This is a genomic window from Microbacterium oxydans, assembly GCF_026559675.1.
In the GTDB taxonomy this organism is placed as follows: Bacteria; Actinomycetota; Actinomycetes; order Actinomycetales; family Microbacteriaceae; genus Microbacterium; species Microbacterium oxydans_D.
Genome location: NZ_CP092891.1, coordinates 2488941 through 2502301 on the forward strand (window position 1 = coordinate 2488941; position 13361 = coordinate 2502301).

At 69.2% G+C, this 13361-nt stretch carries 13 protein-coding genes; 3 read left to right on the forward strand and 10 right to left on the reverse strand.

All coding sequences use genetic code 11. The features are described from left to right. Positions 1-8: 8 nt before the first annotated feature. Positions 9-755: an alpha/beta hydrolase gene (locus MME74_RS11980; protein ID WP_267415248.1), complete on the forward strand. Its 747-nt coding sequence runs from the start codon at positions 9-11 to the stop codon at positions 753-755. A 45-nt stretch (positions 756-800) separates the two neighbouring features. Here the strand turns inward: MME74_RS11980 and MME74_RS11985 are convergent, their stop codons facing one another. From MME74_RS11985 to MME74_RS12030, 10 genes are all read right to left on the reverse strand, one after another. Next, positions 801-1649 (reverse strand): carbohydrate kinase family protein, encoded by an 849-nt coding sequence (locus MME74_RS11985; protein ID WP_267415249.1) that lies wholly within the window; start codon positions 1647-1649, stop codon positions 801-803. 27 nt (positions 1650-1676) lie between these two features. Then, entirely contained in the window at positions 1677-2789 is a 1113-nt protein-coding gene (locus tag MME74_RS11990; RefSeq protein ID WP_267415250.1) for a polysaccharide deacetylase family protein, read from the reverse strand. 2 nt (positions 2790-2791) lie between these two features. Beyond that, on the reverse strand, positions 2792-3907 hold the full coding sequence (locus MME74_RS11995) for an adenosine deaminase (protein WP_267415251.1): 1116 nt from the start codon (positions 3905-3907) through the stop codon (positions 2792-2794). A 50-nt stretch (positions 3908-3957) separates the two neighbouring features. Next, positions 3958-5253 (reverse strand): thymidine phosphorylase, encoded by a 1296-nt coding sequence (locus MME74_RS12000; RefSeq protein WP_267415252.1) that lies wholly within the window; start codon positions 5251-5253, stop codon positions 3958-3960. Beyond that, a complete protein-coding gene (locus MME74_RS12005) occupies positions 5250-5648 on the reverse strand; it encodes a cytidine deaminase (protein WP_017828470.1) in 399 nt (132 codons plus the stop codon). The genes MME74_RS12000 and MME74_RS12005 overlap by 4 nt, the downstream gene beginning before the upstream one ends. Positions 5649-5675: 27 nt before the next feature. After that, the gene (locus tag MME74_RS12010) at positions 5676-6959 is read right to left on the reverse strand and encodes an ABC transporter permease (protein ID WP_416383345.1); all 1284 of its coding nucleotides are present in this window, start codon (positions 6957-6959) and stop codon (positions 5676-5678) included. Then, positions 6959-8278, reverse strand: coding sequence for an ABC transporter permease (locus MME74_RS12015; RefSeq protein WP_267415254.1), 1320 nt, complete (start codon positions 8276-8278; stop codon positions 6959-6961). Before MME74_RS12015 ends, MME74_RS12010 begins: the two co-directional genes overlap by 1 nt. Next, positions 8275-9789, reverse strand: coding sequence for an ABC transporter ATP-binding protein (locus MME74_RS12020; protein ID WP_267415256.1), 1515 nt, complete (start codon positions 9787-9789; stop codon positions 8275-8277). The genes MME74_RS12015 and MME74_RS12020 overlap by 4 nt, the downstream gene beginning before the upstream one ends. Before the next feature lie 108 nt (positions 9790-9897). Next, entirely contained in the window at positions 9898-11019 is a 1122-nt protein-coding gene (locus tag MME74_RS12025) for a BMP family lipoprotein (protein WP_267415257.1), read from the reverse strand. Positions 11020-11179: 160 nt separating this feature from the next. Beyond that, a complete protein-coding gene (locus MME74_RS12030) occupies positions 11180-12295 on the reverse strand; it encodes a mannose-1-phosphate guanylyltransferase (RefSeq protein WP_267415258.1) in 1116 nt (371 codons plus the stop codon). A gap of 181 nt (positions 12296-12476) precedes the next feature. On the opposite strand from MME74_RS12030, the gene sdhC reads away from it, so the two are divergent. Both sdhC and MME74_RS12040 read left to right on the forward strand, forming a co-directional pair. Continuing rightward, positions 12477-12911, forward strand: a complete 435-nt coding sequence (gene sdhC / locus MME74_RS12035; RefSeq protein WP_074731658.1) for a succinate dehydrogenase, cytochrome b556 subunit — start codon at positions 12477-12479, stop codon at positions 12909-12911. Beyond that, the gene (locus MME74_RS12040; RefSeq protein WP_267415262.1) at positions 12911-13360 is read left to right on the forward strand and encodes a succinate dehydrogenase hydrophobic membrane anchor subunit; all 450 of its coding nucleotides are present in this window, start codon (positions 12911-12913) and stop codon (positions 13358-13360) included. The genes sdhC and MME74_RS12040 overlap by 1 nt, the downstream gene beginning before the upstream one ends. Position 13361: the final 1 nt, after the last annotated feature.

Sequence of the window (13361 nt, forward strand, 5' to 3'; positions counted from 1 at the left end):
GTTGCCCCGTGCAGAAGAAGCGTCGCGGCCGGATCCTGAGACGGGTGCTGTGGGCTGTCGCCATCGTGCTCGTCCTCGCGGTCGGGGGCACCCTGGCCTACACCCAGATCGGCGTCATGGCCGCGGAGCCGGAGCCGCTCGCGAGCGTGCGGGAGAACCCGGCGATCACGGTGACGGACGCCGAGCAGGGCATCGTGCTCGCTCCCGCCGATGGGGAATCCGACCTCGGACTGGTGTTCATCCCCGGCGCGAAGGTCGACCCGTGGGCGTACGCCGCGATCCTCCAGGGACTCGCGGAGGACGGGACCACGGTCGTGATCACCCGCCCGTGGCTCAACCTCGCGTTCTTCGACCCGCGCGGACTCGACGCCTTCACCTCGGCCGCGCCCGACATCGACGTCTGGGGCGTGGGAGGGCACTCGCTCGGCGGCGTGCGCGCGTGCCAGCTCGCGGAGGACGCCGATGCGCTGCTGCTGTTCGCGTCCTACTGCGCGAACGATCTCTCGGAGAGCGGTCTTCCCGTGCTCAGCCTGTCCGGCAGCGACGACGGCCTGTCCACACCGGAGAAGATCGCCGACGCGCGAGACCAGCTGCCCGCAGACGCCGAGATGGTCGAGATCGACGGTGCCTCGCACGCGTCCTTCGGGGACTACGGCCCCCAGGCCGGGGACGGCACTCCGACGATCTCGACCGAGGACATGCATGCGGAGGTCACCCGCCTCGCCGATGCCTTCCTCGAGCCTCTCGCCCGCTGATCCGTAGGTCCGCACCGGTACGAGCGCGCCGGCAGCGGAGGTTCGTCAGCGCGCGTCCAGCAGCGGATGCAGGTGCCGTGAGCCGAGGACCGTCGCGGCCGTGCGGGCCCCGGCTTCGAGCGCGGTCGCGACATCGGTGCCGTGCAGCCGCGCATCCAGCACCCCGGCGAGGAAGGCATCCCCCGCGCCGTTGGTGTCGACCACCTCGACGGGCACGGCACGCACCCGGTGCTCGGCGCCCGTCTCGTCGATCGCGACGGCGCCGTCCGCTCCGAGCGTGCACACCGCGAGCCGCGCGCCGGCCGCGATGCGCGAGCGCAGGAAGGCGATCGGATCGCCGAGGCGGTCCGCATTGCAGAACACCGCGTCCGCGGCCTCCAGGAACGGCCGGTGGAACGCGGCCGCTCCGTCGTAGTCGTGCACGTCCACCCAGAGGGGTGTGCCGGTCTCCCCGGCGAGCGGCAAGAGGCGCAGGGGCTCCGCCGCGAGGTCGAGCACGATCGCATCGGCCGCCGCCATCGCGCCCCGCACCCAGGCGTCGTCCTCGCCGGTGGTCGCCTCCGGCGTCGAGAGGTACAGCGACACCCGGGCGCCCGCACGGGTCATCAGGTTCAGGTGCCGCTCCGTGACACCTGCACCCCAGTGCACCGGGACCCCGGCCGTCTGCAGGGCTGCGCGCACCGCGTCGCCCTCGGCATCCGTCCCCGCCAGGGCGTAGAGCTGCGTCGACCTGCCCAGCCCGGTCAGGCTGAGCGCCTTGCCGGCGCTGGTCCCGCCGACCGTCTCCCAGCTCTCCTCCGCGAACTGCATGTGCGGCACGGGCTCGGGCAGATGATCGAGCACGACGATCCGGTTCCAGGAGGCGGGACCGGCGAGGAAGACGGAGGCGGGCATGCGACCATCCTGCCGTCTCCGCCCGGGTCAGCCGATGCGCGACACCAGAGCGTCCAGCCCCATGCCGTAGTCGATGCGCACGACGGGTAGTGCGAGCTTGTCCGTGCCGATCTGCACCGTGCCCGGCTCGATGGTCCGCGCCATCTCATAGCCAGCCTGCCGGACGCCCTGCTTCGCCGTGTCGTTGTAGTGCCCGAACGGATAGGCGATGACCTCGCGCACACCCAGGGTGTCGCCCGAGAGGTTCAGATCGGCGGCGATCTGGTCGGCGCTCCAGTTCACCATCAGTCCGTCGCCGTTGTCGCCGGCGCGGTGCATGTCGTGCGTGTGCGAGCGACGAAGCACGTACATCGACGGAGGCGGGTCGGAGCGGTAGGCCGTGACCATGAAGGACGTCGAGAGGAGCTTGTGCTTCGCCACGACCGGCGCCGCGAGATCGAACCAGGTCTGGTCGGCGTCGTCGTCCGTGATGATCACGCTGCGGGCGGGGAGCGAGAGCCGACCGTCGATGAAGGCGCTGAGCTCGTCCCACGTCGGCAGGTAGAAGCCGGTGGTGGCGATGTGGTTCATCTGGGCGTCGAAGTCGCCGATGTACGCGTAGTTCCCGCGCAGCCAGCCCTTCTCGCCGTCCGGATTCTCGGTGAACTGGTGGTACATGAGGATCGGCACGTGCACGCCGTCGGCGACGTTCTGCTCCGGGGTCTTCCACGCGGCGAACAGCTCGATCTGCTGGTCGTCGCACACGACCGGATCGGCGCCGTTCACCCGGGCGGCGACCGTGAGGGCGGTCGCTTCCGCCGCGCTCGCGTACCAGCCGGCGAACACCCGTCCGTCCACGAGCGGGATCGGAAGCGCCTGGTAGAGGCCCGCCTGCGACTGGAGCTGCGGGTCGGCCGGGGCACCCTCGCCCATGAAGGTGACGGCGCACGCGAGCGGATCGTCGGCGTCCGCGAGGAGCTGTTCCGCGGGGGTCAGCGGCGGCGGGGTCGGCGAGGGGCTCGTCGTCGGGGTCGGCTTCGCCTCGGCCTCCGCGGGAGCACGGTGGAACCATGCGAACGCCGCGGCTCCGCCCCCGACGAGGACGACCGCCGCCGTGATGATCGCGATGACGCCCCCGCGTCGCCTCCCCCCGGAAGCCACGATCAGATGTCGAATCCCTCGGCGATCATCTCCACGAGCTCCTCGCGCTCCTCCACGGGGAGGAACGCCGCCGCGGCGGCGTTGAACTGGAAGGTCTCGAGGTCGTCGAGGTCGTACTCGAAGGCCTCCACGAGCAGGGCCAGCTCGCGCGTGAGCGACGTGGCGCTCATCGTGCGGTTGTCGACGTTCACGGTCACCGCGAATCCGAGCTGGTACAGCAGATCGAACGGGTGATCGACCAGCGTGTTGCCCCACGCGGAGATCGCGCCGGTCTGCAGGTTCGAGGACGGCGACAGCTCCAGCGGGATCTCACGGTCGCGCACCCAGCGGGCCAGGTCGCCGAACTGCACCTGCACCTCGTCGCCCTCCTGCGTGACGACCTGGAGGTCTTCGGCGATGCGCACGCCGTGGCCGAGCCGGAGGGCGCGGCCGTCCAGGAGCGCCGAGCGGATCGAGGCGAGCCCGGCCGCCTCACCGGCATGCACCGTCACGGGGAAGAAGTTCTCGGCGAGGTAGTCGAAGGCCGCGCGATGGTTCGACGGCGGGAAGCCGTCCTCGGGACCGGCGATGTCGAAGCCCACCGCACCGCGTCCGCGGAAGCCGACCGCGAGCTCCGCGATCTCCCGGGCACGATCGGTGTGACGCATGGCCGTGATCAGCTGACCGACGCGGATGCTGCGGCCGTCGCGGTCGGCGGCGTCCTCACCCTCCTCGATCCCCTGCTGCACGGCTTCGACGGTCTGCTCGAGCGTGAGGCCACGGGACAGATGCTGCTCCGGCGCCCAGCGCACCTCGCCGTACACGACGCCGTCCGCAGCGAGGTCCTGCACGAACTCGCGCGCGACGCGGGTCAGGCCCTCCTTCGTCTGCATGACGGCCGTCGTCAGGTCGAAGGTCTTGAGGTACTCCACCAGCGAACCCGAGTCGCTCTGCTTCGCGAACCAGGTGCCGAGGGCGGCCGGATCGGTCTCCGGGGTCTCCAGTCCGATCGCGTCCGCGAGCTCGATGATCGTCGCCGGGCGCAGAGCCCCGTCGAGGTGGTCGTGCAGCGACACCTTCGGGAGGCTCCGCAGGGAGACGCCCTGCAGCGTGACGTCGCCGTTCGCATCGATCGACATGGTGATCCTCTCGGTCGCGGATGTGCTCAGTTCAGGCTAGCGGTCCGCCGTCACGCCGTGATGCGCTCCCGCACGATGGGACCGGTCTCCGGTGCCTCGTCGCCGATCTCCCACGCGCCGTCGAGCGCGTCGATGGCACGCGGGAAACGCGCCTCGTCCGCGGCGGACAGCGTGAAGAGCGGCTGCCCGGCGACGACGCGGTCGCCCGGCTTCGCGTGCAGGTCGATGCCGGCCTCGAAGACCACCGGGTCCTCGGCCCTGGCACGTCCGGCCCCGAGCCGCCATGCGGCCACGCCGAACGGGAGCGCGTCCATGCGCGTGATCACGCCGTCGGCCGGAGCCGTCACGACGTGTGTCTCCCTCGCCGTCGGCAGCGCCGCGTCCGGGTCGCCGTCCTGCGCGCGGATCATGGCCTTCCAGCTGTCCATGGCGCGGCCGTCGTCGAGCGCGGCCTCCACATCGGCGTCCGGCTGGCCGGCGAGGGCGAGCATCTCCCGGGCGAGGGCCAGCGTCAGCTCGCGCACGTCGGCGGGACCGCCGCCGGCGAGGATCTCGACCGACTCGCGCACCTCGTTGGCGTTGCCGATCGCGAGGCCGAGCGGGACGTTCATGTCGGTCAGGAGGGCGGTCGTCGCGACGCCGGAGTCGGTGCCGAGCGCGACCATGGTTCGAGCGAGCTCGCGGGCGCGATCGATGTCCTGCATGAAGGCGCCGGAGCCGAACTTCACGTCCAGCACCAGAGCGTCGGTGCCCTCCGCGATCTTCTTCGACATGATGCTCGACGCGATCAGCGGGATCGCCTCGACCGTGCCGGTCACGTCGCGGAGCGCATAGAGCTTCTTGTCCGCGGGGGCGAGGCCCGAACCCGCGGCGCAGATGACCGCGCCGACGTCGCCCTGCATCTGCGCGAACATCTCCTCGTTGCTGAGCGCCGCGCGCCAGCCCGGGATCGACTCGAGCTTGTCGAGCGTGCCGCCGGTGTGACCGAGGCCGCGTCCGCTCAGCTGCGGCACGGCCACGCCGAACGCCGCGACCAGAGGAGCGAGCGGAAGGGTGATCTTGTCACCGACCCCGCCCGTCGAGTGCTTGTCGACCGTGCGCTTGCCGAGGGACGCGAAGCTCATCCGCTCCCCCGACGCGATCATCGCGTCGGTCAGCACGCGGATCTCGTCGCGCTCCATGCCGCGCTGGAAGATCGCCATCGCGAACGAGGCCATCTGCGCATCGGAGACGTAGCCGCGCGTGTACGCGTCGATCATCCAGCGCAGCGCCGCCTCGGGGACGACACCGCCGTCGCGCTTGGCGCGGATCACGTCCACCGCGTCGAAAGGCTCCACCGTCGTCATCGTGCTTCCTCCAGGTCGCGCGGCCCGAACGCATCGGGCAGCACCTCGTCGATCGTGCGGATGCCGGAGACCGTCTCCAGGAGCATCCCGGGCATCGCATGCTCGAACAGCAGCTGGCGACAGCGTCCGCACGGCATGATCGTCTGCCCCTCGTTGTTGACGCACACGAAGGCGACGAGCTGGCCGCCGCCGGACATGTGCAGGTCGCCCACCAGCGCGCACTCGGCGCAGAGCGTCACGCCGTACGACGCGTTCTCCACGTTGCAGCCGGCCACGATGCGCCCGTCGCCGACGAGCGCCGCCGCCCCCACGCGATAGCGCGAATACGGCGCGTACGCCTTCGTCATGGCATCCGTGGCGACCTGGCGCAGCTCATCCCAGTCGATGTCCGTCATTGCGATGCTTCTCTCTTCCCGACCGGCCTAGGACTTGATGTACGGCTTGCCGTCGGCGGCAGGGGCCTTGATCTGCCCGGCGAACCCGGCGACCGCGAGCAGCGTCACGACGTAGGGAAGCATCAGCATGAACTCGCCGGGGATGGGCGTCTTCAGGATCGACAGCAGGTTCTGCAGGTTGGTCGCGAAGCCGAAGAGCAGCGCCGCGAGCGTCGCACGGATCGGGTCCCAGCGTCCGAAGATGACCGCGGCGAGGGCGATGAAGCCGAGCCCGGCCGTCATGTCCTTGCCGAACTGCGGCACCGAGACCAGCGTGAAGTACGCGCCGCCCATGCCCGCGATCGCACCGGCGAGCAGCACGTTCCAGAAGCGCGTCGGGTTGACCTTGATGCCGACCGTGTCGGCGGCCTGCGGGTGCTCGCCGACGGCACGCAGCCGCAGACCCCAGCGGGTGCGGTACAGGCCCCAGGCCACGACGGCGACGGTGATGAACATCAGATACCCGATGAACGTCTGGTTGAACAGCACCGGTCCGATGATCGGGATGTCGCTGAGCAGCGGGATCTCGAAGCGCGGGAACCGCACCGGGGTGTTCAGCGTCTGCTCGTTCGGCGCGAGCAGCGCGCCGTAGAGGAACCCGGTGAGACCGGTGACGAGGACGTTCAGCACGACACCGACGATGACCTGCTCGACGAGGTACTTGATCGCGAATGCGGCGAGCACGCTGGCCACCAGGACACCGCCGATCATCGCTCCGACGAGGCCGACGAACGGGTTGCCGGTGATGCTGGAGAGCAGTGCGGCGGAGAACGCGCCGAGGAGCAGCTGCCCCTCGATCGCGACGTTGACCACACCGGCACGTTCACCGATGACGCCGCCCAGGGCGCCGAACACGAGCGGCACCGACAGCGACACCGCACCGAACAGCAGGCTGGTGACGGGAACGAGTCCGCCGGCCGAGGCCCACACGAGGAACGCGAAGACGGCCAGGACGCTGTAGGCGATGACCAGCCAGAGCCCGGGTGCACGGTAGGTCCACGCCCGGAGGAACGCTCCGACCGTCAGGACCACCAGGATGCCGAACACGACCCAGAAGGTCGAGGCCGTCGGCAGCGCCACGTCCGGCAGCGCGAGCGCCGACGAGGGGTCGGAGAGCCGGAAGGTGCTGATGCCGTCACGCGGCACGGCGAGGAAGAGCAGCGCCAGCAGCGCGGCGGCCGCGGCGAGCACGATCGGCGCCTTGAGGTGACGCTCCTTCACGGTGGCGAGCTGCACGGTGCCGTCAGCCGCCTGGGTCTGCACGAGGGACATCATGCCGTCACCGCCTTCTTCGCGGCCTTGGCTCTGAGCCTGGCCGCCTTCTCCACGTCGGTCTTCGGAAGGAAGAACACCGAGCGCAGCAGCGGCGGCGCGGCGATGAACAGCACGACGAGGGACTGGACCACGAGCACGATGTCGACCGGGATGTTCTGCGCCTGCATCGAGAAGGAACCCGCCTTGAGCGCGCCGAACAGGATGCCGGCGGCGAAGGTCCCCCAGGCGCGGCTGCGCCCGAGGAGGGCGACGGTGATCGCGTCGAAGCCGATGCCGGCGTCGATGGTCTCGGTGACACCGGTGGTGACCGCGCCCTGGATCTGGTTCATCCCGGCGAGGCCCGCCAGTCCACCGGCGAACAGCATCGCGTACACGTAGATGCGCTGCACGCTGATGCCGGCGGCGCGTGCGGCGTGCGGGTTCTCGCCCACGGCGCGCATCCGCATGCCGAGCGAGGACCGCTCGATGAGCCACCACACGAACAGGGTCGCCACGATCACGATCACGAAGCCCAGGTCGAGCAGCGGGAACTGCGGTCCGAGCAGCGTCGGGAACTGCGCGCTCTGCGGCGTCGCGGAGCCGAGGGCCTGGTTCGTCCCCGGCTTCTGCAGCAGGCCCGGAGTGCGGATCATCCACAGCAGCAGGTAGTACGCGATGTAGTTGAGCATGATCGTGAGGATCACCTCGTGCGCACCGGTGCGCGCCTTGATGAGTCCCGCGATGGCGCCCCAGAGCGCACCGCCGGCGATGCCCGCGATCAGCGTGACCGGGATGTGCAGCCAGATCGGCAGGTCGAGCGAGAACGTCAGCAGCGCCGCGACCGCGACACCGATGAGCATCTGGCCGCGCGCACCGATGTTGAACAGGCCGACGCGGAACGCCAGCGCGACGCCGAGGCCGGCCGCGATCAGCGGGGCCGCGAAGCCGAGCGTGTTGGTCAGCGGGCGGATCTGCGCCGCGAAGTCCGCGCCGCGGGCGTTGAAGATCGCACCGCGGAAGAGCGCCTCGTAGCCGTTGTACACGGCGTTCCAGGCGGCGACGAACGTGTCACCGGGCTGCGCGAAGAAGTAGACGGATGCCGCCTGCACGTCTTCGTTCGTGAAGGCGATGAGGATGCCGCCGACGATCAGCGCCAGCACGATCGCGAGGATCGTGGTGACCGCGTTGCCGCGGAGGATCTCCTTGAGGATGACGTTGCCGCGCGGGGGCGGAGGCACGTCGGCGGGATCGCGCGGGACCGTTCCGGTGCTCGTCGCGAGCTCCTGCGGAGGGATCCCCTTGGTCACATCACCTGCGCCGGGCGTCGTACCGCTCACGCGGCCACCTCCCCTTCGGCCGCTCCGGCCATCATGAGTCCGAGCGTCTCCCGAGGCGTGTCGCCGGGGACGATGCCGACGATGGTGCCGCGGTACATGACCGCGATCCGATCGGCGAGAGCTGCGACCTCGTCGAGCTCCGTGGAGACGACGATCACGGGCACGCCCGCATCCCGGGTCTCGATGATCCGCTTGTGGATGAACTCGATCGAGCCGACGTCCACTCCACGGGTCGGCTGCGCCGCGACGAGCAGCCGCAGGTCGCGGCTCATCTCGCGGGCGATCACGACCTTCTGCTGGTTTCCGCCGGACAGCGTGCCCGCGGGAGTCTCCGGACCCTGCGTGCGGATGTCGTACTCCGCGATGCGCGCCCGGGCGAACTCGTCGAGCGCCGAGCGGCGCAGCGTGCCCGCGCGGCTGAACGCCGGGTCGTCGGAGCGGTCGAGGATCAGGTTCTCCGCCACCGAGAAGCCGGCGACGAGGCCGTCTTCCGTGCGGTCCTCCGGGACGAAGCCGACACCGGCGTCGAGGATGGCGCGCACGCTCCGGCCGACGAGCTCCTTGCCGTCGAGCTGGATGCTGCCCTCGACACGTGCGGCGAGACCGACGATGGCCTCCACCAGCTCGGTCTGGCCGTTGCCCTGGACGCCCGCGATCGCGAGCACCTCTCCGGGGCGGACGGCGAAGTCGACGCCGTCGACGACGATCGCGCCCGCGGGAGTCAGCACGCGCAGGTCCTTCACCTCGAAACCGCCCTCACCCAGGCGGGGCGGCTCCTTGTGCACCGTGAGCTCGACCGCGCGGCCGACCATGAGCGATGCCAGCTCGGAGTTCGTCGCCGTGGGGGAAGCCTCGCCCACGACCTTGCCGAGGCGGACGATCGTGATCTTGTCGGCGACCTCGCGGACCTCGCGGAGCTTGTGCGTGATGAACACGATCGCCGTGCCCTCGTCGCGGAGCTGGCGCATGATGCCCATCAGCTCGTCGGTCTCCTGCGGCGTGAGCACCGCGGTCGGCTCGTCGAACACGAGCACCTTCGCGTCGCGCGACAGCGCCTTGATGATCTCGACGCGCTGCTGCACGCCGACGGGCAGATCGCCGACGAGCGCGTCGGGATCGATGTCGAATCCGAACCGGGCCGCGACCGATCGCACATGCTCTCGCGCCTTCGCGATGTCGAGCGTGCCGAGCGCCTTGGTCTGCTCGTGACCCAGCATCACGTTCTCGGCCACGGTGAACACCGGGACGAGCATGAAGTGCTGGTGGACCATGCCGATCCCCGCAGCCATCGCGTCACCGGGACCGCGGAAGCGCTGCACCTCGTCGTCGAGGAGGATCTCGCCCTCGTCGGCCTGATACAGGCCGTAGAGCACGTTCATGAGGGTGGACTTGCCTGCGCCGTTCTCACCGAGCAGCGCGTGGATCTCACCCGGTTCGACCACCAGATCGATGTGATCGTTGGCAACGAGGGTGCCGAATCGCTTGGTGATGCCGCGAAGTTCGAGCTTCATATCTGCACCTTATCCAGAAGAGTCATCCAGGAGAATCATCGTCCGTCCACGGCACGGGGCGAGTGGCAGCCTGCTCACCACTCGCCCCGTGCGGGAACTGCGACGGATCTACTTGGAGGTCGGGGAGTTCGGGGACTCCACCTTGATGTCGCCCGAGATGATCTGCTCCTGCAGGGTCTTGAGCTCGTCGGTCAGCCCCTCCGGGAGCTTCGACTCGAAGTCGCCGAAGCCGGAGAGCTTGACGCCCTCGTTCTCGAGCGTGCCCACGTACGGGGCCGGGTCGAACTCGCCCTTGGCCGCGGCCATGGTCGCGTCCTTCACCGCCACGTCGATGGCCTTCATGATCGAGACCAGCGTGATGCCGGCGACGTTCGGGTCGGCGACCGCGAGGTCGCTGTCGACGCCGAGCATCAGGGTGTCCTTGCCGCTGTCGGCGATCGCCGCAGCCGCGCTCTGGTAGACGGGACCGCCGACCGGGAGGATCACGTCGACGCCCTGGTCGAGCACGCCCTGTGCGGTCTGCTTGGCCGTGTCGTTCGCGTCGAAGCCACCCGTGAAGGAGCCCTTCTGCGTCGCCTCGTCCCAGCCGAAGACCTGGACCGATGCCGACTTGTCCTCGTTGTACTTCTCGACACCGAGCTGGTAGCCGTCCATGAACACGGCGACCGACGGGATCTGCATTCCGCCGAAGGTGCCGACCTTGTTCACACCGCTCTGGGCGGACCAGGACGCGGCGGCGTAGCCACCGAGGTAAGCAGCCTGAGCCGTGTCGAAGACCAGCGGCTTGATGTTCGGAGCGTCGACCGTGCCGTCGAAGTCGTTGTCGGCCCAGTCGTCGATGATCGCGTAGTCGAGGTCGGGGTTCGCGAGCGCGGACTCGACCGTGGCGGCCGAGAGCTTGAAGCCGACGGAGACGATGAGCGAGCAGCCCTCGGAGACCGCGGTCTCGAGGTTCGGCGCGTAGTCGTTGTCGTTCGCGGACTCGAACTCGAGGGGCTTGATGCCCAGCTCCTTGGCGGCGCTGTCCATGCCCTCCTTGGCCGACTGGTTGAACGACTTGTCGTTCCAGCCGCCCGCGTCGGAGACGAGGCAGGGGAGGAAGTCGGAGTCGACCGGCTTCTCAGAGCCTGCGGGCTTGTCGGTCGGCGCCTGGCCGCAGCCGGCGAGTGCGAAGATGACGCCCGCGGCGACGGTGACGCCGAGCAGCTTCTTGGTGGTGGAGATGGTCAACTGATGCCTCCCTCAACGAAACCGCGGCCATCGCGGATCGCTCAAAGTTACCTACTGTTTCGGCTTTTGTGCACGCTCGCGCCGTGAGTGCTGACCAATGGTTACCAAGCTGAAATCAAGCCAGCCGATGAGCGTGAGGTGGTGCTCATCGGCGCAGGTGTCAGAGCACGTCGCCGCGACCGGTGAGCTTCAGCGACTCCACCACGCCCTTCACGCGCTGCGCGTGCTCGACGGTGGTCACCAGCAGGGCGTCCGGGGTGTCGACCACGACGATGTCCTGCACCCCCACGAGGCTGATGACCCGCGAGGTCTGGCTCACCAGGATCCCGCTCGCGCCGTCGGTGAGCACGCGCGCGTTCGGGCCGAGGACGGCGAGGTCGTTCTTCCTGCCGTTGTTGATGAGCTTGGTCAGCGAGGCGAAGTCGCCCACGTCGTCCCAGTCGAAGTGACCGGGGACGACGGCAAGGCGTCCGCGACGGGCCGCGGGCTCGGCGACCGCGTAGTCGATGGCGATCTTCTTCAGCCGCGGCCAGATCCGATCGACCGCGGGTCCGCGGCGGTCCCGGTCGTCCCACGCCTCGGCGAGTTCCAGAAGTCCCGCATGCAGCTCCGGCTCGTTCGCGGCGAGCTCGTCCAGCAGCACGCTCGCCCGGGCGATGAACATGCCCGCGTTCCAGAGGTACCCGCGGTCGGCGAGGTACTCCTTCGCCGTCTCCAGGTCGGGCTTCTCCACGAAGCTCTCCACGAGCGCGGCCTCGCGTGCGCCGTCGACCACGAGCTCCGGGCCCTTCTTGATGTACCCGAAGCCGATCGCGGGCTCGGTCGGCGTGATGCCGATGGTGCAGATGTATCCCTCGCGGGCGACCTCGACGGCGTCGCGCACGGCGAACTCGAACACGCGGGTGCTGCGGATCACGTGGTCGGCACTGAAGGAGCCGATGATCACGTCGGGTTCGCGGCGGTGCAGGATCGCGGCGGCGAGCCCGATGGCTGCAGCGGACTCGCGCGGCTCGGACTCGAGGAAGACGTTGAGGTCGGCGATGCCGGGGAGCTCCGCCTCGACGGCGGCGCGGTGCGCGCGTCCGGTGACGACGGCGATCCGATCGGCTCCGGTGAGAGGTTCGAGGCGGTCCCAGGTGTCGCGCAGCAGGGAGTGGCCCGAGCCGGTGAGGTCGTGCAGGAACTTCGGGGCGTCCGCACGGGACAGCGGCCACAGCCGGCTGCCGATGCCGCCGGCGGGAATCACTGCGTAGAAATCCTTGATGGGTGCGCTCACCCTGCCAGGGTAGCCCGGGAAGAACTCTCGACATCGAGATACTTAGGTTCCCCTTCGTCGCTCCCAGTGATCTGACAGGAATAGGATGGACAGCGATCGGGCGTGCCTGAGACTTCGACAGGCTCACACTTGAACGAGAGCAGTGCACGCGACCGACGCACATCGATCAGGGAGGACGACCGTGTCCACGAGCGCTCGCTTGACACCGTCGATTTCGGAAACCACGTCCAAGACCCCCCGCGGCACCCTTTACAGGGGTCGCGAAGGCATGTGGTCGTGGGTGCTTCACCGCATCACCGGAGTCGCCATCTTCTTCTTCCTGTTGGTGCACGTGCTCGACACGGCACTGATCAGGGTCTCGCCGGAGGCGTACAACGCCGTGATCGGCACGTACAAGAACCCCGTCATGGCGCTCGGCGAGGTCGTGCTCGTCGCCGGCATCGTGTTCCACGCCATGAACGGCCTGCGCATCATCGCGGTCGACTTCTGGTCGAAGGGTGCCAAGTACCAGCGTCAGCTCTTCTGGGGCGTGCTGCTGGTGTGGGGCATCATCATGGCCGGCTTCGTGCCCCGCCACCTGATGCTCGCGTTCGCCGGGTTCGGAGGGGGTCACTGATGTCCGCACAGACCATCGCCGCCACCCCCGTCCGCCGTCGGCGCGGAGTCAACCTCGAGAAGTGGGGCTGGGTCTTCATGCGCGTCTCGGGCGTCGTGCTCGTCGTGCTGATCTTCGGCCACCTGTTCGTCAACCTCATGGTCGGCGAAGGCATCCACGCCCTCGACTTCGCCTTCATCGCCGGCAAGTTCGCCACGCCGTTCTGGCAGTGGTGGGACGTGCTGATGCTGTGGCTGGCACTCATCCACGGCGCGAACGGCATGCGCACGATCGTGAACGACTACGTCACGAACAACACCGCCCGCAAGGCGCTCACCTGGGCGCTCGGCCTCGCCGCCGGCCTGCTGATCCTGCTCGGCACGCTCGTCGTGTTCACGTTCGACCCCTGCCTGGGCGTGACGGAGAGCAGCGTCCTGTGGAACGAATGCGCCGCGCTGGTCGGGAACTGAG

Coding starts and splice junctions, on each gene's coding strand:
- MME74_RS12005 (WP_017828470.1), bottom strand. CDS start 5,648: ATGACGGACATCGACTGGGATGAGCTGCGCCAGGTCGCCACGGATGCC.
- MME74_RS11985 (WP_267415249.1), bottom strand. CDS start 1,649: ATGCCCGCCTCCGTCTTCCTCGCCGGTCCCGCCTCCTGGAACCGGATC.
- MME74_RS12020 (WP_267415256.1), bottom strand. CDS start 9,789: ATGAAGCTCGAACTTCGCGGCATCACCAAGCGATTCGGCACCCTCGTT.
- MME74_RS11995 (WP_267415251.1), bottom strand. CDS start 3,907: ATGTCGATCGATGCGAACGGCGACGTCACGCTGCAGGGCGTCTCCCTG.
- MME74_RS12040 (WP_267415262.1), top strand. CDS start 12,911: ATGTCCGCACAGACCATCGCCGCCACCCCCGTCCGCCGTCGGCGCGGA.
- MME74_RS12010 (WP_416383345.1), bottom strand. CDS start 6,959: ATGTCCCTCGTGCAGACCCAGGCGGCTGACGGCACCGTGCAGCTCGCC.
- MME74_RS12000 (WP_267415252.1), bottom strand. CDS start 5,253: ATGACGACGGTGGAGCCTTTCGACGCGGTGGACGTGATCCGCGCCAAG.